Annotated in this window: 15 protein-coding genes; 13 read left to right on the forward strand and 2 right to left on the reverse strand. The window is 46.0% G+C overall.

Annotated features, from left to right (window positions below; genetic code table 11):
* Window positions 1-16 precede the first annotated feature (16 nt).
* From T359_RS0107770 to T359_RS0107780, 3 genes are read left to right on the forward strand one after another with little or no spacing between them, the layout of a single operon-like run.
* Window positions 17-1,456, forward strand: a complete 1,440-nt coding sequence (locus tag T359_RS0107770) for a 2-isopropylmalate synthase (protein WP_035783944.1) — start codon at window positions 17-19, stop codon at window positions 1,454-1,456.
* 7 nt (window positions 1,457-1,463) lie between these two features.
* Complete coding sequence (locus tag T359_RS0107775) at window positions 1,464-2,144, forward strand: GntR family transcriptional regulator (RefSeq protein ID WP_026516981.1); 681 nt, start codon at window positions 1,464-1,466, stop codon at window positions 2,142-2,144.
* A 36-nt stretch (window positions 2,145-2,180) separates the two neighbouring features.
* Window positions 2,181-3,386, forward strand: a complete 1,206-nt coding sequence (locus T359_RS0107780) for an NADP-dependent isocitrate dehydrogenase (protein WP_026516982.1) — start codon at window positions 2,181-2,183, stop codon at window positions 3,384-3,386.
* 95 nt (window positions 3,387-3,481) lie between these two features.
* Here the strand turns inward: T359_RS0107780 and T359_RS0107785 are convergent, their stop codons facing one another.
* Entirely contained in the window at window positions 3,482-5,488 is a 2,007-nt protein-coding gene (locus tag T359_RS0107785) for an ABC-F family ATP-binding cassette domain-containing protein (RefSeq protein ID WP_026516983.1), read from the reverse strand.
* 313 nt (window positions 5,489-5,801) lie between these two features.
* Between T359_RS0107785 and T359_RS0107790 the strand changes: the two genes are divergently transcribed.
* The 5 genes from T359_RS0107790 (at window position 5,802) to rho (ending at window position 11,305) form a co-directional block, all read left to right on the forward strand.
* Window positions 5,802-6,269, forward strand: coding sequence for a CPBP family intramembrane glutamic endopeptidase (locus T359_RS0107790; protein ID WP_026516984.1), 468 nt, complete (start codon window positions 5,802-5,804; stop codon window positions 6,267-6,269).
* 51 nt (window positions 6,270-6,320) lie between these two features.
* Window positions 6,321-7,682 carry an NCS2 family permease gene (locus T359_RS0107795; RefSeq protein ID WP_197027071.1) on the forward strand — a complete coding sequence of 454 codons (1,362 nt, stop codon included), beginning with the start codon at window positions 6,321-6,323 and terminating at the stop codon, window positions 7,680-7,682.
* An 83-nt stretch (window positions 7,683-7,765) separates the two neighbouring features.
* Window positions 7,766-8,734: an FtsH protease activity modulator HflK gene (hflK, locus tag T359_RS0107800; protein ID WP_242839063.1), complete on the forward strand. Its 969-nt coding sequence runs from the start codon at window positions 7,766-7,768 to the stop codon at window positions 8,732-8,734.
* Window positions 8,735-8,752: 18 nt separating this feature from the next.
* A complete protein-coding gene (hflC, locus tag T359_RS0107805) occupies window positions 8,753-9,628 on the forward strand; it encodes a protease modulator HflC (RefSeq protein ID WP_026516987.1) in 876 nt (291 codons plus the stop codon).
* A 183-nt stretch (window positions 9,629-9,811) separates the two neighbouring features.
* On the forward strand, window positions 9,812-11,305 hold the full coding sequence (rho, locus tag T359_RS0107810) for a transcription termination factor Rho (RefSeq protein WP_026516988.1): 1,494 nt from the start codon (window positions 9,812-9,814) through the stop codon (window positions 11,303-11,305).
* Window positions 11,306-11,363: 58 nt separating this feature from the next.
* Here rho and T359_RS0107815 read toward each other — a convergent pair whose 3' ends face one another.
* Window positions 11,364-12,245, reverse strand: a complete 882-nt coding sequence (locus T359_RS0107815; protein ID WP_026516989.1) for a PilZ domain-containing protein — start codon at window positions 12,243-12,245, stop codon at window positions 11,364-11,366.
* Between the two features lie 135 nt (window positions 12,246-12,380).
* Between T359_RS0107815 and T359_RS0107820 the strand changes: the two genes are divergently transcribed.
* From T359_RS0107820 to T359_RS0107845, 5 genes are all read left to right on the forward strand, one after another.
* The gene (locus tag T359_RS0107820) at window positions 12,381-13,079 is read left to right on the forward strand and encodes a YggS family pyridoxal phosphate-dependent enzyme (protein WP_026516990.1); all 699 of its coding nucleotides are present in this window, start codon (window positions 12,381-12,383) and stop codon (window positions 13,077-13,079) included.
* Window positions 13,080-13,175: 96 nt separating this feature from the next.
* Complete coding sequence (locus T359_RS0107825; RefSeq protein WP_026516991.1) at window positions 13,176-13,448, forward strand: hypothetical protein; 273 nt, start codon at window positions 13,176-13,178, stop codon at window positions 13,446-13,448.
* Between the two features lie 172 nt (window positions 13,449-13,620).
* On the forward strand, window positions 13,621-14,766 hold the full coding sequence (locus T359_RS0107830; protein WP_026516992.1) for a GGDEF domain-containing protein: 1,146 nt from the start codon (window positions 13,621-13,623) through the stop codon (window positions 14,764-14,766).
* A 250-nt stretch (window positions 14,767-15,016) separates the two neighbouring features.
* Window positions 15,017-17,728: a right-handed parallel beta-helix repeat-containing protein gene (locus T359_RS19740; protein ID WP_081795491.1), complete on the forward strand. Its 2,712-nt coding sequence runs from the start codon at window positions 15,017-15,019 to the stop codon at window positions 17,726-17,728.
* Between the two features lie 25 nt (window positions 17,729-17,753).
* Window positions 17,754-19,019, forward strand: a complete 1,266-nt coding sequence (locus T359_RS0107845; protein WP_026516993.1) for a hypothetical protein — start codon at window positions 17,754-17,756, stop codon at window positions 19,017-19,019.
* Window positions 19,020-19,022: the final 3 nt, after the last annotated feature.

Consider the following 19,022-nt stretch of genomic DNA (forward strand, 5'->3'; position numbering starts at 1 on the left):
CAGAGAGGTTTGTAACATGCAGGATACAAATACGTTTCAGAATAGACCCGTGACTATGAATGACAAGAATAATCTTCTTCAGATAGAAGAGCACATGTATATTCTTGATGATGTAGTCAAACCCAATGTCTTCAGAAATATGTTCCCTTATGAGGAAGTTCCCAAGATTCCCTTTAATGACAGAATCGTTCCCCACAACATGCCCAAGGATATATGGATCACAGATACTACCTTCCGTGATGGCCAGCAGTCAAGAGCGCCTTATACTACGGATCAGATAGTGCATATCTATGATATGTTCCATGAACTGGGCGGTCCCAACGGAATGATCCGTCAGAGTGAGTTCTTTTTATACAGTAAGAGCGATCGCGATGCGGCCCTTAAGTGTATGGAGAGAGGATATGAGTTCCCGGAGGTAACCAGCTGGATCAGAGCCAGTGAAGAAGACTTCAAGCTGGTCAAGGAGATCGGAATGAAGGAGACAGGTATTCTTGTCAGCTGTTCCGACTATCATATTTTCCTTAAGCTGAAGATGACAAGAAGACAGGCTCTGGAGCATTATCTGAGCATCGTTCGTTCCTGTCTGGAGGAGGGAATCAGCCCCAGATGTCATCTGGAGGATATCACAAGAGCCGATATCTACGGCTTTGTCGTTCCTTTCTGCGTAGAGCTTATGAAGCTCAAGGATGAATACAAGATCCCTATCAAGGTTCGTGCCTGTGACACCATGGGATACGGCGTTAATTTCTCAGGTGCCGTTATTCCCCGCAGTGTTCAGGGGATCATTTATGCCATCAATACCAACGCCGGTGTTCCCAGTGAGCTTATTGAATGGCACGGTCACAACGATTTTTACAAGGCAGTTACCAATTCGACCACTGCCTGGATATATGGCTGTTCTTCCGTTAATACTTCACTTTTCGGTATCGGTGAGAGAACAGGCAATACGCCTCTTGAAGCTATGGTATTTGAGTATGCACAGCTCAAGGGCACACTGAACGGTATGAATACTCAGGTTATCACAGATCTTGCTGAGTATTATGAGAAAGAGATTGGATTTACGGTTCCCGCCAACACTCCTTTTGTGGGCAAGAATTTCAATGTTACAAGGGCCGGAATCCATGCAGACGGACTCCTTAAGAATGAGGAGATCTACAATATATTTGATACAGAGAAATTCCTTAGAAGGCCACCGGTAAGTGCTGTTTCCAATACTTCAGGTCTTGCCGGCATAGCACACTGGATCAACGTTCACTACAAGCTTAGAGAGGAGCACGCACTTTCCAAGACATCTCCTTTAGTTACTCAGATCAAGAGCTGGGTAGATCAGGAATATGCCAACGGCCGTGTTACCGTTATGACTGATAATGAGCTTGTTAGAGAGATAGACAGAGTATCAGAGAGCTTAGGACTAGTTGTTAAGGAAGGAGAGATTCTCGAGGTCTCCAAAAAATGAGGTTTATATGGACAATAATGATGTAAAGCAGGAAGTAACTGACAAGTATTCACTTAGAGGAAGAGTTTTTAACAGAATCAGAGAGGACATCCTTAACGGTAAGTACAAGGACCACGAGGAGCTCAAAGAGGTAGCCATCGGACAGGAGCTGGGAGTATCCAGAACCCCTGTAAGAGAGGCATTCAGACAGCTTGAGCTTGAGGGTCTTATTCAGATTATTCCTAATCGCGGAGCCTATGTTACAGGAATCAAGGTTAAGGACATCGAGGACATCTACATGATCCGTTCCAAGCTTGAGGGACTGTGCGCAAGATGGGCCTGCGATAATATTACCAAGGAGCAGCTTGAGGAGATGGAGGAGAATATCTATCTCGCTGAATTTCACGCTGCCAGAGGACACATGGAGCAGATGGCGGAGCTGGACAACAGATTCCACAACATCCTTTATGAGTCATGCAATTCCAAGATGCTGGAGCATCTTTTGAAGGACTATCACCAGTATGTATGGAGAGTGAGACAGAAGACTCTTTCCAGCAGCCGTGGTGCGGTTTCCAACGTTGAGCACAAGTTTATTATGGAGGCCATAAGAGAAAAGAACCCTGACAAGGCAGAGGAACTGGCTAATCAGCACATGATCAATGCCTACGAGAACATGATCGACAAGGGGCTTCTCGAAATGTTCGACTGATAATCGCTATATATTGAGTAAAAAGGAGTAAAAGGTATGAGTAAGATTTTGATGACCACACCCATCGTTGAGATGGACGGGGATGAGATGACAAGAGTCCTTTGGCAGATGATCAAGGACAAGCTTATTCTTCCCTATGTTGACCTTAAGAGTGAGTACTACGATTTAGGTCTTAAGCACAGAGATGAAACCGACGATCAGGTTACTGTTGACAGTGCCAATGCTACCCTCAAGTATGGTGTTGCGGTTAAGTGCGCTACCATTACTCCCAACAATGAGAGAGTAGAGGAATACAAGCTCAAGAAGATGTGGAAGAGCCCCAACGGCACAATCCGTGCTATTCTTGACGGAACTGTATTCCGTACACCTATCATGGTCAAGGGTATCGAGCCCAATGTTAAGACCTGGGAGGCACCTATCACTCTTGCAAGACACGCTTACGGCGATGTTTACAAGAATGTTGAGATCAGAGTTCCCGGTCCCGGCAAGGCAGAGCTGGTATTCACCGGTGCTGACGGCAAAGAGATCAGAGAGACCATCCACGAATTTGACGAGCCCGGTATTATCCAGGGTGTTCACAATAAGGATTCATCCATCAAGAGCTTTGCAAGAGCCTGCTTCCAGTACGCCCTTGCTGAGAAAAAAGAGCTCTGGCTTGGAACCAAGGATACCATCAGTAAGACCTACGACAGAAGATTCCGTGAGATCTTTGATGAGATATTTGAGACAGAGTTTAAGGCCGACTTCGAGAAGGCAGGTATCACTTACTTCTATACCCTTATCGATGACGCCGTTGCCCGTGTTATGAAGTCAAAGGGCGGATTTATCTGGGCCTGCAAGAACTACGACGGCGATGTTATGAGCGACATGGTTTCATCAGCCTTCGGTTCACTGGCTATGATGACCTCAGTTCTTGTATCTCCCACAGGAGTATATGAGTATGAGGCTGCCCACGGAACTGTTCAGAGACATTATTATAAATATCTTAAGGGCGAGCCCACATCCACCAATCCTGTTGCAACTATCTTTGCCTGGACAGGTGCTCTTCGTAAGAGAGGAGAGCTGGATAAGCTTCCTGAGCTTTCAGCCTTTGCGGACAAGCTTGAGAAGGCTACACTTTCAGTTATCGAATCCGGCCGCATGACAGGAGATCTTGCTCTTATCACAACACTTCCCAATCCTGTGAAGCTTGGAAGTGAAGAGTTCCTGGATGCTATCGCAGAAGCATACGAGAAACTGTGAGCCCAAAAGGGACCAAAAAGGGACGGGGGTAGTGGGTCATTTTCATCGAAAATGAACCACTAACCCCGTCCCTCAGTATCTACACCATTTGCTATTTATTCAGTCGACAAGCTTTCCCACTCATCATAGAGTGCGGAGAGCTTTTCTTGTATTTCTGTCTGTTCATCCGACAGTTTTCTGAGCTTGGCCAGGTCTGTTCCGATTGAAGGATCGGCCAGAGCTTCATTTATCTCTGCATCTCTGGCTTCAAGTTTGGCGATTTCATCCTCGCATTTTTTCAGGGCTGCTTCAAGCTTGCGCTTCTTGGCCTGGGCCTCCTTCTGAGCCTTCCAGTCCTGAGCTCCTGAGGTGGAAGCGTCTGAAGAAGCAGTAGCGGCGCTGGTGTCTGCAGGAGCTGCATTCTGATATTTGTAGCCTGTATCAGTTACCAGATCTTTACCTGATGCTGCGGGGCTTGCCACAGAGGATACGGAGGAGCCGAACAATCTTGCATTCTGCTCATCCACATGCTCTATGTAGTAGTCGTAGTTACCGATATAATTCACAAGTCTTCCGTGGGTAAGATCCAGGATGCGGCTTGCGGTCTTGTTGATGAAGTAACGGTCATGGCTTACGTAGAGGACTGTGCCCTCATAGCCTGCTATGGCTGTCTCCAGTATCTCCTTGCTGGTGATGTCCAGATGGTTGGTGGGCTCGTCCAGGATAAGGAAGTTGGCATCGGAGAGCATGAGCTTGGCCAGACTGACGCGGCCCTTTTCTCCGCCGGAGAGGTCCCCGATCCTCTTAAATACGTCGTCTCCTGTAAAAAGGAAGGCGGCAAGAGTATTGCGGATCTCTGTGTTGTTAAGAGTAGGGTAGTCGTCTGAGATCTCTTCAAAAAGAGTCTTCTCATCGTGGAGCACGTGATGCTCCTGGTCGTAGTAACCTATATGAACTCTGGTTCCCAGCTCGATCTGGCCCGCATCCATCTTTTCTACGCCGTTCAGGATCTTGAGGATAGTGGTCTTGCCGGTGCCGTTGTCACCGATGATAGCCACATGCTCGCCCTTTTTGATATTAAAATCAAGGCCTGAAAAGAGGTGCTCGTTGCCAAAGGACTTGGAAAGCCCGGTGACCTCCAGAACATCATTGCCGCTTTCACAGTTGGGCTTCAGGGAGATCTTCATGCGATCGTCGATATCTATGGGCTTATCAAGGACCTCGATCTTGGCCAGCATCTTCTCACGGCTCTCGGCACGTTTGATGGATTTCTCCCTGTTAAAGGACTTGAGTTTGGTGATGACTTCTTCCTGATGCTTGATTTCCTGCTGCTGTTTGAGGTAGGCGCTCCACTCTGTGGCACGGAGCTGCTCCTTCTTGGCGGCGTAGTCGGAATAATTGCCGGTAAAGGAGGTTACCTTTTTGTTCTCAACCTCGATGACCTTGCCGGCAATCTTATCCAGGAAATATCTGTCATGGGAGACGATAAGAACCGCTCCCTTGTAGTTAAGAAGATAGTTCTCAAGCCATCTGATGGAGTTCATGTCCAGATGGTTGGTGGGCTCGTCCAGGATAATGAGATCGGGACTCTGCAAAAGGAGCTTGCCCAGAGCAACTCTTGTTTTCTGGCCTCCGGAGAGGGTAGAGATGCTCTTGTCGAATTCTTCATCGGTAAAGCCAAGGCCCCTGGCAACGCCGGTAATCTCGCTCTTCCAGGCATAGCCGGAAAGCCTCTGGAATTCATCATGCATTCTTGCATAATTTTCCATATGTTTTTCAAGCTCTTCTCCGGAGAGGATATCCATCATGGCCTCGGCGTCTCTGATATTCTGCTCAAGGTCGATTACATGTCTTTTGACCTCTTTGAGTTCATCATAGATGGTGTTATCCGAGTCGATATTCTGGTTCTGGGCCAGATATCCGTAGGTAAGGCCCTTGGAAAAAGTAACCTCGCCTTCGTCGGGAGTAAGCTCACCGATAAGAATCTTGATAAGGGTGGTTTTGCCGGCGCCGTTAATGCCCACAATGGCGGCCTTTTCCCCTGCTTCTATATGAAATGATGCATTTTTCAGTATGTCTTTTCCGTCAAAGGATTTGGTAATATTAACTGCTGATAAAATCATTGTATTTCTCCGTTTTGTTCCTTATATCAATTTCACATTTTAGCATGAGAGGTAAAATATGTAAAAGCTTATTGACCGTAAAGATTTGCATATATATAATAAATACGGCGTTTGTCGTATATTACTATAGATAATGAAGGAGTCAGTTTTGAAACGTTTGTATATTCCGTTTGCGTGGGAACTGCTATTTATTATTGCTACCATTCTATTGCCGAAGCAGGCTTTTTATTTATACTTCGTTTTTTACACAGGACTACTTATTTACTGTTATTACTTTTATAAACAGTTTTCATTTCGTAAGCTTGGTAAAAACATGACCAGAGTCGTCAGATTCTGGATACCGGTGGCTGTCACCTTTGCAGGATTACTTCTTACCAATCATATCAAGAATAACATTATTCAGGCCAATTACCCGCTGGTTAAGGACGGGACCATCAGCATTATCACTCATAATGACATCATTCCCACAGTGTTTTATGCCATCATGATGATAATCATGAAGCCTGTTGCAGAGGAATTATTTTTCAGGAAAGCGATCATCAAATTCGGAAGCAAGAAGAGAGTATTCGCACTTACAGTGGTGAGCCTTCTTCTTTGCGCCATTACAAGAGCACACGGGCTATTGGGGATAGCTGAGTGGGTGCTGATGGCTCTTCCTGTAACAATTGCATATGTGGTGACCAGGAACATTTATATCTCTGTTATGGCTCATGTAGCATTTGAGTTCTACGATAATATTTATTCAGTGGTATATGCCATCGGAAGGATACTTAACAGGTAAGTTTCCGATTGTATATAGAGAACAAATCATTTAATCACGAGGTGAAAAAGTATGTTGGAGAAGTTATTCAAACTCAAAGAGCACGACACGAACGTCAAAAGGGAGATCATGGCAGGTCTCACCACATTCCTTACCATGGCCTATATTCTGGCTGTAAACCCGAATATCCTGGCTGCTTCAGGAATGAACCCTAACGCCATCTTCATGGCAACAGCTATTGCATCAGCAATCGCTACTTTCATCATGGCATTTCTTGCTAATTATCCTATCGGTCTTTCAGCAGGACTTGGTCTTAACGCATATTTCGCATATACAGTATGTCTCGGAGAGCTGGCTAATGAGCCTGATCCTTGGCGTATTGCACTTACAGCAGTATTTGTAGAAGGTATTATCTTCATCCTTCTTTCATTCTTTAAGTTCCGTGAGCAGATCATCAACAGCATCCCACAGAACCTTAAGTTTGGTATCTCAGCAGGTATCGGTCTTTTCATTGCTTTCATCGGTATGCAGAATGCACGCATCATCGTTGCCAATGACGCTACAGTAGTAGGTCTTGGAAGCTTCACAGACCTTGATATGGTACTTGCCCTTGTTGGTCTTGTTATCATCGCAGCTCTTGTTCACTACAACATTAAGGGCGGCGTTCTTATCGGAATCATTGTTACATGGGTTATCGGTATGATCCTTCAGGCTGCAGGCATCTATGTTCCTGCAGAGGGAACAAGCCTTTTCCCTAGCTTCGCCGGCGGTTATGATTTCGGTGCTATTTCACAGACAGCTTTCAAGCTTAACTTCTCATGGGCAGCATCACACATCATCCAGTTCCTTGCTATTACATTCAGCTTCCTTTATGTAGATCTCTTTGATACAGTAGGAACAGTAGTAGGTGTAGCTGATAAAGCTAACCTCCTTGACAAGGATGGCAACCTTCCCAGAGTTGGTCAGGTATTCCTTGCTGATGCCGTTGGTACAACAGCAGGTGCCCTTCTCGGAACATCAACAATCACCAGCTTTGTTGAGTCCAGCGCAGGTGTAGCAGCAGGCGGAAGAACAGGTCTTACAGCTCTTACAACAGGTGTAATGTTCCTCGTTTCTATCGTACTTAGCCCTATTTTCCTTGCTATTCCTTCATTCGCAACAGCTCCTGCACTTATCTATGTAGGTATGCTTATGCTTATGAGTATCACCAAGGTTAAGTTTGACGGTGATATCGCTGATTCAGTAGGCGCTTACCTTGCAGTAGTTATGATGCCTCTTGCATACTCAATCGCTACAGGTATCATGTTCGCTGTAATCGCATGGGTTGTTCTTAAGGTCGTTTCTAAGAAGGCAAAGGATGTAAGCCCTGTAATGTGGATCGTATTTGTATTATTTGTTCTCAGGATCGCAGCACTGGTTGCTAACTTCCAGTAATCAGTTTTGCAGATAAATGCAGTAAGTAAGCCGGCCTGTTGTCAACATGACAGGTCGGCTCTTTTGGTAAAAGGAGGAAAAAAATGTTTGGTAACGGACAACAATCCAACGGGCATTATTCCGGGGGCGTGGTTAATCAGGGCGCTTCCATGAAGAATGCCAAAAAAGGAATCATAATCGGTGCTCTGGTTATTTTCCTTATGCTTTGTGTGGGACAGAGTTTTTATCAGGTAAAAGAGCAGGAGCAGGCAATTCTTACCATGTTTGGTAAGGTAATAAGAGTTGACACTGCGGGGCTTTACTTCAAGGTTCCCTTTATCCAGCAGGCACATCTCATCGACATGACAACCCATGGCATAGGTATCGGCTATGTTATAAAGGACGGCCAGAATATCACCGTGGATGATGAGGGTGTCATGATCACCTCAGATTTTAATTTCGTAGATATTGATTTTTACCTGGAGTACAAGGTAAGCGATCCTGTGGCAGCTTTTTACAACACAGAGGATCCGGCAGCTGTCATGAAGAACATGGCCCTTGCCAATATCAGAAACACCGTGGTCAATTATACTGTTGATGATGTAATCACCACAGCCAAGGGACAGATTCAGTCCGAGGTAAAAGAGAAGCTTCAGAAGGAACTCTCTGACAACAACATCGGTATTACCGTTGTGAACCTCTCTGTACAGGATGCTGAGCCCCCTACACAGGAGATCGTTCAGGCCTTTAAGTCTGTAGAAACAGCCAAGCAGGGCAAAGAGACAGCGGTCAACAATGCCAAGAAGTACAAGAGCGAAGAGCTTCCCAAGGCAGAGGCCGAGGCTGATAAGATCATTCAGGATGCGGAGGCTGCCAAGCAGGCAAGAATCGCCGAGGCGGAAGGTCAGGTTGCTCGTTTCAACGAGATGTATGAGCAGTACAAGCTTCAGCCCTATATCACCAAGAAGAGACTTTTCTATGAGGCCATGGAGGATGTTCTTCCTGATCTCAAGGTTATCATCACCGACGGAAACACAGAGCAGATGCTGCCTCTGGATAGTTTCAACAATTAAGGGAAGGAGGATACCATAATGAAAAAGAACGGCTTTTTAAAAGCATTTATCATAATCGCTATAGTTGCCATCGCGGCTGTTATCACATCCGCAGGCTACGTAGTTCATCAGAACGAATATGTTACAGTAAGAAGATTCGGCAAGATCATAGCTATAGCCCAGGAGCCAGGACTTCACTTCAAGACTCCTTTTGTTGATGACACCCAGTCTATCAGCGCCAAGATCGTGCTTTATGATATTCCTGCATCAGACGTTATCACCAAGGACAAGAAGTCAATGATCACAGATACCTACGTTCTCTGGAAGGTATCAGAACCACTTAAGTATGTTCAGACCCTTAACGCCATCAGCGACAGAGCAGAGGAGAGAATTGAGGCATCTGTTTACAATGCCACCAAGAATGCCATTTCATCCATGACCCAGGACGAGGTCATTGAGGCAAGAGGAGAGCAGCTCACATCCCTTATCACTAATGAAGCCAACTCTGATATGTCAGGCTATGGAATCACCATAGTTCAGGCCCAGATCAAGTCCCTGGATCTTCCGGATGACAACAAGCAGGCTGTTTACGAGCGTATGATCTCTGAGAGAAACAACATTGCTGCGGCTTACAAGGCAGAAGGCGATGCAGAGGCTCAGAAGATCCACAACGAGACAGACAAGCAGGTCAAGATCATCACAGCCCAGGCCGAGAAAGATGCTGCGGTTCTGGAGGCAGAGGGTGAGTCAGCATACATGGCAACTCTTTCCAAGGCCTATGATACTGAGGAAAAGGCTGAATTCTACAGCTTTATCAGAGGTCTTGATACTCTTAAGCAGTCTCTTAAGGGAGAGAAGACCATTATTCTTGATAAGAATTCTGAACTTGCGAAGATATTGTATGGTAATTTCTGATAACAGTGTTGATTTTTGCACATAAATGGTGTATTTTTGTTATAGCTAATTATTTAGGTTCTTAAACAAATGCATTTGATGCAGTCGTTTATTATCCCCACATGTGCTAACTGAAACTGATTTAGAAACACTATTTATTATATTTTTGCAATAGTGCCCCTGTGGCACGGAATGGAGTTACTTTTGAGAGAGAGATACGAGACACTGAAACTTGCTGACCTTAGGGAAATTGCCAAGAAGAGAGGCATTAAGGGTGCAACTGCTCTGAAGAAGTCAGAGATCATAGACCTTATGTGCGAGCTTGACCAGAAGGAAGCTACCGAGAAGGCAGCTGAAACCAAGGAAGAGCAGCCCAAGGAATCCGAAGAGAAGAAACCTCTTAAGAAGAGAAAAATAATTGTTACCACTACCAATAAGACTCAGCCTGAGAAGAAGGAAACAGTCAGGGAGTCAAGACCTGAGAAGCCTCAGGAGGCTGCGCCTGTTCGTCAGGAAGAGGTCAGAAAGCCTGAGACTGCTGCAGCTGTTGCAGCAGAGCCTGAGGATGAGGCTGACGGAGATAATGCCGACGGCATCCTTGAGGTTATGCAGGATGGATACGGATTCATCAGATGCGAGAATTATCTCCCCGGTGAGAATGACGTATACGTGGCACCCAGCCTTATCAGAAAATTCAATCTTAAGACCGGTGATATCCTTAAGGGCAGATGCAGAGCCAAGAAGGAGACAGATAAGTTTGCTGCTCTTTCCAGACTTGATACAGTCAACGGCTACAGACCCGAGGTTGCCATGGGAAGATGGAACTTTGAGAACATGACACCTATTTTCCCTAACTCAAGGATCAGACTTGAGCAGCCCGGCTGCAGCGTAGCCATGAGAATCATGGACCTTATCAGCCCCATCGGTAAGGGACAGAGAGGTATGATCGTTTCTCCTCCCAAGGCAGGTAAGACAACACTTCTTAAGGAAGTTGCCAAGTCAATCCTTAAGAATAACAGCAACATCCACCTCATCATTCTTCTTATCGACGAGCGTCCCGAGGAAGTTACAGACATCAAGGAAGAGGTAGAGGGACCTAATGCAGAGGTTATCTATTCAACCTTCGACGAGCTCCCTGAGCATCACAAGAGAGTGGCTGAGATGGTTATAGAGCGTGCCAAGAGACTTGTTGAGCATGGACAGGATGTAGTTATCCTTCTTGATTCCATCACAAGACTTACAAGAGCTTACAACATCGTAGTTCCTCCTTCAGGAAGAACACTTTCCGGTGGTCTTGACCCGGCAGCTCTTCATATGCCCAAGAGATTCTTCGGTGCAGCAAGAAATATGAGAGAGGGCGGAAGCCTTACAATCCTTGCAACAGCTCTTATTGAGACCGGTTCCAAGATGGACGACGTTATCTATGAGGAGTTCAAGGGAACAGGTAACATGGAAATGGTTCTGGACAGAAAGCTCCAGGAAAAGAGAATCTTCCCGGCTATCAATATCCCCAAGTCCAGCACCAGAAGAGAGGACCTTCTTCTTTCTGCAGACGAGCTTGCAGCTATCAACAACCTGCGTAAGGGCTTTAACGGCATGAAGGCTGATGACGCTGTTGATCAGTGTATCAACCTGTTCTCCAAGACAAGAAACAATGTGGAATTTGTCAGAATGGTAGAGAAGCAGGTTCGCTTCTGATATATAGACAGGAAATAATTTAGACCAGGGCAGCTGCCCTGGTCTTTTTTATGCTTGTTCAGATGTCTCGAAGATCGAGAAGATTTTCAATTTCCTTGGCCTGTTTGGCCTGACGTTCTTCCTTGTGTTTCTGCCTGAGAGTCTTGTCGGAAATATGTTCCAGTTTATCAAGGGCGAAGGGATTCTCGTCGGTGATGGTCTTTGCTCCGGTACTGGGTCTTTCAGATATAAGCTGGGATGCAAGATCTTCCTCCACCTCCTGGATCTGCTGACGCTGGGAAATCTCCGGATTGAGAGTAATATCCGGCTCCTGATCAAGAGGAGTGTATTTCTCGTTTCGCTTGGTGGCCACAAGGGTTATATAATCCACATTCATGTTGGCTATACTGCAGCCCACGGCACGCTTGCCCTGAACATTGAAATATCTCACGGCAACAGTGCTTATCTGATAATTGTGAAACATGGGACCATAGCGGAAGGAGACGTTTAATCTGTCGCCAATTTTGACTTTGATATCGTTATCAAGAATTAAGGATAATCCACGCATGGAAATGTCGTGTATAATGCAGTTGTGAAGATCAAGAGTATTGTCACCTACTGATACAACACCCATCTTGGCAAAGCCAAAGCGTTCAGCCTTCCTTGTGTTCTCGGGCTCAAGTTTGTCCTCGCTGCGGATAAGATGGAAGTTGCCGTACCTGGTCTTAACCGGTGTGATGGTGGTGGACATGAACTTATAGACTCTTCCGTCACGCTTATTTTTGACTTCGATCTTGGAGGGCTCCAGAAACTGCATATATTTGCCAAAATATTCCATGGGCTTCACCAAAAGACCTGCAGACACGCCAAATACAGCCATTGTCATAAGAACTATGCTATGGCCACCGATGTATGCATGTATTTTGATCTCAGATCCGTTTGAAATATCCTTGACGTTCATATGGGATTCCTTCGGATTGTTATTTTTACTCAATTATATGATATAATATCCTGATGAAAAATAAAACACAAAATCTAGTGTTTTATCTGAGATTTTGAATCAAAAAACACATTAAATAGTGACAGGAGCATTTTTATGATAAAAGAAAACCTTGAGATAGTGGAAAGCAATATCAGAAAGGCCTGCGAGAAGGCAGGAAGAGAGCGCAGCGAGGTTACTCTTATAGCTGTGAGTAAGACCAAGCCTGTGGAGGCCCTTAGAGAGGCTATGGACTGCGGCATCAGGGTATTTGGAGAGAACAAGGTCCAGGAGATGAAGGATAAGAATGCGGTCATCACAGAGGACCTTGACTGGCATATGATCGGTCATCTTCAGGCCAACAAGGTTAAGTATCTTCCCGGAATGGCCTGCATGATCCACTCCGTTGACAATATCAAACTGGCTCAGGAGATCGAGAAGCAGTTCGCCAAGAACGATATGAAGATAGATGTTCTTATCGAGGTGAATATGGCCGGTGAGGATACCAAGTTCGGCCTGGCTCCTCAGGAGGTTGTCACTTTTGTGAAGGAGATCAGCGCCCTTCCTCATCTCAATATCAGAGGACTTATGACAATTGCTCCCTACACCGAGGACCCCGAGAGCAACAGACAGTATTTCAGAGGCCTAAGGGAGCTCAAGGACGAGATCAACGGCATGAATATTTTGCCGGTACCTATGGATACTCTTTCCATGGGCATGACAGGGGATTATCAGATAGCAATAGAAGAGGGGGCCACCTTTGTCAGGGTAGGAACCGGTATATTCGGCGAGAGAGACTATTCTTTGAAATCATAAAAAATATGACATAATCTTAAATAAATATAAACGAATTTACACACATAGGGCCAAAGAGTATAATATTTCTATAGTATTTATGATAGGAAAATTTGTATGCAAAGAACAGAATTACTATCAAAAACAGTCTCTTTGGAAGACTTAAATCATCTGATCGATACCGGCCATGTTTTTGTCACACCCTTTGGTCTTAACAGGCAGTGCTATATTGTGGTAAACCACAAGCCCTTTATGGTAATAGCAACGGATGTTTCCATTAGGGGAGTTCAGCTTAGCGGAGCCTGGTATACCTGGGAGGATCTGCAAGCCATGGGCGGTGTATATGATTCGGAATTTGAGGCGCTGAAGGCCATAGCCGGAGGTGCATAAGTTTAAATCAAAAAAATAAATGTAAGAAAAGATTAAGACGAAGGCTGTCACGGCTTTCGTCTTATTGTTTAAGTGGAATTATAAACAATCTATAAACTCTTCAATGGGAACCTTTAATTTAGCTAATTTCATGCTAAAATAAATATTACGCATGATTATTGGAGGAGCAGAATTGGGGTACGTTACTTACTATGTTGAAGCGCATATAGCCTGTATGTTGCTTCTGGGACTAATCGGAATCAAGATTGCCAAAGGCGTCAACAAGCAGTTCTCACAGATGGTATTGGGGAATATCATCGTGGTTCTGATATTATATTTTTGCGCAGAGATCTTCTGGGTACTGGTGGACGGCGGTGTTTTGGGAGAATCCAGTACGCTTCTTTATCTATCCAATCTTTTCACGTATTTGCTGCTGAGTGTGGCGGCCTACCTATGGTACATATTGTCGGAGGCCATACAGAATGACAAGTCTGTTGAGAATGACATCACCAGGCTTATCCTTAGTATTCCTGTGTGGATCTCAGGTATCCTCTGCGTTTCGGCCTACAGAACAGGGCTTGTTTACTACGTGGATGAATCCGGCAATCTGGTGGGAGGACGACTTTATATTCTTCTTGTCATTGTGCCTTTTTCCTATCTGATAGCAGCTTCCGTCAAGGCTCTCTACAGGGCTTTTAACAAGGACAAATACGCAGACAGGAACATCTACTTCATGATCGGAATGTTCCCGCTTTCACCTATTATTCTGGGTGCGCTGCAGGCTATATACTGGAGAATCCCGCTGGTTTGCTACGGTACTGTTATCGCAGTTTACTATGTATACATCTCCATGCTGGACAACCTTATTTCCCTGGATCCTCTTACACAGATCAACAACAGACATCAGATGTTCAAGTATCTGGCCCAGAAGATGAGAACAGAAGAGCTTGGAATGTCACTGTTTGTATTGATGATAGATATCGATGATTTCAGGAATATCAACGAAGCCTACGGACGTCTTGAGGGAGACAGAGCTCTGGTGAGAGTTGCCAATGCGGTCAAGAGCGCATGCCAGGGCCCAAGGAACAGATTCTTCGTTTCCAGGTACGGCGGTGATGAGTTCGTGGTAGTTGCACAGATGGCCTACAAGGCCGAGGCGGTGTGGCTTTCAGATCAGATCAAGAACAATGTTAAGAGAATGACTCAGGAGCTGGGTCTTGGCTACAACATAACCGTCAGCATCGGAATAGCGCAGTATGACTATGCTGCACCGATCTCTCTTAAGTCATTTATTTCCAGAGCGGCCCTTGACCTGTATAATCAGTCAGGCGGGCACTGAAATAGAATATGAATTCTGTAAACGTGGTCTAGAACAAAGAGCTGACCACGTTTATTATTATTCCGCCAAGCATAAATGCGGCGATTATTGCGATAGCGTAGATGAATTTCATTCTGGCCATGACAGGTCTCCTTTTTCGTGTCTTTATTTAAGCATACAATAGAATTTGAATGTATTGTATAATTAATTTGATGCGTAAATGGGAAATGTATTACGTATTTGTGGCAAAAAGCACAGATTGGAGGGGCGTATGCAGATATATGTAGCCGGAAATATACTTCGTAGCGGAGACGGATCAATCAAACATCCCTTTAAGACTATCCAGGAGGCTGCCAATATAGCGGCTCCCGGAGATACGGTTTTTGTTGCACCGGGGATATACAGAGAACATGTAAGACCCGCTAATTCCGGAACGGAAGATAAGAGAATAACCTATGTCAGTACCACAAGGGGCGAGGCTGTCATCACCGGAGCTGAGGAGATCACAGGCTGGGAGCCCTTTGAGAACGTATACAGGGTGAGGATTCCCGACAGCTTCTTCGGCAGCTTTAATCCCTATGCGGAGGCTGTTGACGGAGACTGGTGCTGGATGAAGAAGGATCCAAGGCACCTGGGAGATCTGTACCTTGACGGCAAGTCCATGTATGAGGTTCTGGATATTTCTCAGTGCCTTCATCCCGAGAAGAGCAGGAAGTCCTGGGACCCTGATTTTTCTGTTTATACCTGGTTTACAGCAAGGGAAAACAGCGAGACGATAATTTATGCCAATTTCCAGGGAAAGGACCCAAATCAGGAAAATATTGAGATTTCTGTGCGCAGGGCATGCTTTTTCCCTGAAAAGAGCGGAATAGATTATATAACTGTTTCAGGCTTTTGCATCAGACAGGCCGCCACCCAGTGGGCACCTCCCACAGCTTATCAGGAGGGAATGATAGGCCCCAACTGGTCCAAGGGCTGGATCATTGAGGACTGCGATATCTACGAGTCCAAGTGCGCAGGTATCTCCCTGGGTAAGTATTACCAGAGAGGAAACAATAACAAGTGGACCACGACCTTCATTAAGGACGGCACCCAGACCCAGAGGGATGCGGTGTGCCAGGCTGTCAATGAGGGCTGGAGCAAAGAAACTGTGGGCTCCCATATTATCAGACGCTGCGATATCCATGACTGCGGTCAGACCGGTATCGTGGGCCATATGGGCGGCGCTTTTTCAATAATAGAAGACAACCATATTCATCATATAAACAACAAGCATGATCTGGCAGGGGCGGAGATTGGCGGAATCAAGCTCCACGCTGCCATTGATACCATAATCAGGCGAAACCATATTGACCACTGCACAAGAGGTCTGTGGCTTGACTGGGAGGCCCAGGGCACCAGAGTCAGCCAGAACTTTTTCCATGACAATGTGCCCCCTAAGGGAACCAGGATAGAGGACGGCCTGTCCCTTGGAGAGGATATCTTCGTTGAGGTATCCCACGGCCCTACACTTATAGATCACAACCTGCTTTTGTCGGATATTGCCTGCAGGGTCAGCACCCAAGGCATAGCCTTTGTTCATAACCTTATCGCCGGTTCCTTCAGCTATGTGGGACAGGGCTGCGACAACAGCACCAGGAAGTTTGCAAGTGACAGGTATACGCCGTATCACCTGCCTCATTCCACCAAGATTGCCGGATTTATGACCATACTTCACGGTGATGCCAGATTTTACAACAACGTGTTTGTCCAGAAGACAGTGAGACAGGATCTCATGGATTACTGTGTGGACAACAGAACAGATACCATGGACAGGAACAATTTTATCTGCGGAACTGTTCCCTACAACAGCTTTCCTACGCCCTCGGAGTATTTCAAGGGCTTTGACGGGCTCAATGTAGAGGAGCATTGCCCCAGAGATGTCTACTACGACAGACTCCCTGTCTATTTCGGAGGAAATGCTTATTTCAACGGAGCAAGGTGCTGCACCGCAGAGACAGCCCATGTGGACAATGACCACAAGATTAGCTTCTATGTTGATGAGGATAACGGAAGGTATACCCTTCACACCAATCTCTATGAGTTCTTGCCAAGGAACTTCACGATTCCGGTAAATACTCAGTTCCTGGGGCTTGCCTTCGAGCCGGAGCAGAGATTTGAGAACCCTGACGGCTCGGAGATATCCTTTGATACGGACTATTTTGGCCGCAAGAGAGGAAGATACCCTGTGGCAGGACCCTTCGAGGAGTGCGGAACCGACAGATTCACAGTGCAGACTCCGGGCTTTGGTTCCTTCCTGGTGAGCAAAGGACCTAAGGGCAGAATCGAGGAGAAGGACAAGAAAGAGGCAAAAGAGGAAGCCGATGAATTCTTTGAAGAGATAAAGGATGAGGATCCTCCGGAGAGCATTTTTTCAGAGCAGATAAGACAGGACAGCGCTCCCAACTTCACCATAGATGAGGAGGACTTTGAGAAACAGGATATTGTCAGCGAGGTCAACGCCAATGTGCTTCTGACAGGCTGTGACAATGTGGGGATCAAGTTCCCCTTTGAGGGCGAACTCTTTATCGTCAGCGACATGTTTGTCAAGGGAAATGAAGTATGGCTCTATGACAGCATCAATGAAAAGCTGGTGGAGCTGGACTGCGAATACGGCATCTACAGGAGCCTTAAGAAGTGGTCTGTAGGGGCCCTCCAGTCCATAGATGTGACTGATGATCCCAACTGCGAGGGCTTTGTAAGGACGGCGGGAACACTGCTTTGCATCCTTAGTAAGAGCCTTGCCCACGACCCTGCGGATACCTGCGCCACTATTCAGGACAAGGTGAATTCCGGCATAGAGTCTAAGGGCATTAAGATGCGTTTTACACCAAGGTATCTTAAGTTTATAAGAAATAAAAAGTTTATATCCCTTGAGGATGTAATCTATCGTATGAGTAAAGGTGCCATGGATATAGTGACAGAGCGCCTTGAACATCTATAAAAAAGTTAGTGAGGAAGTTTTTTTAATGGCAAAAAGTGCAAACTGGTATGAACTTGATAATGCCGCCAAGATAATCCCTGCGTCGGCGAAGGGGGCCAACACCAGAGTTTTCAGATTGACCTGTGAACTTAAGGAGGATGTGGACCAGGAGGTACTGCAGACTGCCCTTGATGAGACCATCGAGGAGTTTCCGTTTTTTAACTGCGTTCTTCATAGGGGAATTTTCTGGTACTACCTGGAGGACAGCAATCTCCGGGCAGTGGTGGAGGAGGAGCACACACCGGCCTGTATGCCCCTATATGTTCCGGGACATAAGAATCTTTTATACAGAGTCAATTTCTACAAAAAAAGGATAAATCTGGAGATGTTCCATGTACTGGCAGACGGTACCGGGGCCTTCATGTTCTTTAAGAGCATGGTGACCCGTTATCTTCAGCTAAGGCACGGACTGGATGAGAATATAAAGCCCACGGATGATTTTTCCGTTGAGGAAAAGACGGGAGATGCCTTCGGGGACTACTACAGCAAGCAAAAGGGCCTCAAGCAGCTCAAGGAGATGCGCTCCATCAAGGCCTATCAGGTCAGCGGAGAGCTGGATGACTACCTGCTTCCCCACCTGGTGGAGGGCTGCGTATCAGCGGGCAAGTTCCTGGAGCTGGCTCATCAGTACAACACCACAGTTGGAGTTCTCTGCGTAGCCATCTATATCAAGGCTGTTATCCAGGGAATGAACAGGCTTCAGAAGAGAAGACATGTGGTGGTCAGCGTTCCCGTGAACCTGAGACAGTACTTTAACAGCGGAACCAGCCGCAACTTTTTCGGAGTAATAAACATCGATTATAACCCTGCGGATTACAACGGGGAGCTGGAGAGCATCATCACTCCTGTGGCCAAGGCCTTTAAGGAAAAGCTTTCCTCCGAGAGCATAGAAAAGACCATGAATTCCTATGCTGCTCTTGAGCACAACTTTGGAATCAAGATGATTCCCCTGCCCCTTAAGGATATCGGTATCGGTTTCTTTGACAGATCCGCCAAAAAAGGTGTCACCAGTTCCATGTCCAACCTGGGACAGATCAAGATGCCACCGGAAGTTTCGGACTATATCGAGAGCTTTTCAGCCTTTATGACGGCTTCATCCCAGCAGGTATGCGTATGTTCCTTCAAGGACAAGATGGTATTCGGAGAGGTTTCGCCCTTCAAGACCCACAAGATCATGCTGAATTTCTTCAGATGCCTGACGGAGCTGGGAATAGAGGTTGTGCTCAGTACCAATGATTATGATGAGGAGTAAGTT

Origin of the sequence: Butyrivibrio sp. MC2021 (assembly GCF_000621605.1) — a bacterium.
GTDB lineage: Bacteria > Bacillota > Clostridia > Lachnospirales > Lachnospiraceae > Butyrivibrio.

What these genes read in the sequence shown, in the direction of transcription:
- T359_RS0107820 (WP_026516990.1), top strand. Translation starts at nt 12,381, where the DNA reads ATGATAAAAGAAAACCTTGAGATAGTGGAAAGCAATATCAGAAAGGCC.
- T359_RS0107790 (WP_026516984.1), top strand. Translation starts at nt 5,802, where the DNA reads ATGACCAGAGTCGTCAGATTCTGGATACCGGTGGCTGTCACCTTTGCA.
- T359_RS0107815 (WP_026516989.1), bottom strand. Translation starts at nt 12,245, where the DNA reads ATGAACGTCAAGGATATTTCAAACGGATCTGAGATCAAAATACATGCA.
- T359_RS0107780 (WP_026516982.1), top strand. Translation starts at nt 2,181, where the DNA reads ATGAGTAAGATTTTGATGACCACACCCATCGTTGAGATGGACGGGGAT.
- T359_RS0107785 (WP_026516983.1), bottom strand. Translation starts at nt 5,488, where the DNA reads ATGATTTTATCAGCAGTTAATATTACCAAATCCTTTGACGGAAAAGAC.
- T359_RS0107770 (WP_035783944.1), top strand. Translation starts at nt 17, where the DNA reads ATGCAGGATACAAATACGTTTCAGAATAGACCCGTGACTATGAATGAC.
- T359_RS19740 (WP_081795491.1), top strand. Translation starts at nt 15,017, where the DNA reads ATGCAGATATATGTAGCCGGAAATATACTTCGTAGCGGAGACGGATCA.
- hflK (WP_242839063.1), top strand. Translation starts at nt 7,766, where the DNA reads ATGTTTGGTAACGGACAACAATCCAACGGGCATTATTCCGGGGGCGTG.
- T359_RS0107795 (WP_197027071.1), top strand. Translation starts at nt 6,321, where the DNA reads ATGTTGGAGAAGTTATTCAAACTCAAAGAGCACGACACGAACGTCAAA.
- hflC (WP_026516987.1), top strand. Translation starts at nt 8,753, where the DNA reads ATGAAAAAGAACGGCTTTTTAAAAGCATTTATCATAATCGCTATAGTT.
- T359_RS0107845 (WP_026516993.1), top strand. Translation starts at nt 17,754, where the DNA reads ATGGCAAAAAGTGCAAACTGGTATGAACTTGATAATGCCGCCAAGATA.
- T359_RS0107825 (WP_026516991.1), top strand. Translation starts at nt 13,176, where the DNA reads ATGCAAAGAACAGAATTACTATCAAAAACAGTCTCTTTGGAAGACTTA.
- T359_RS0107775 (WP_026516981.1), top strand. Translation starts at nt 1,464, where the DNA reads ATGGACAATAATGATGTAAAGCAGGAAGTAACTGACAAGTATTCACTT.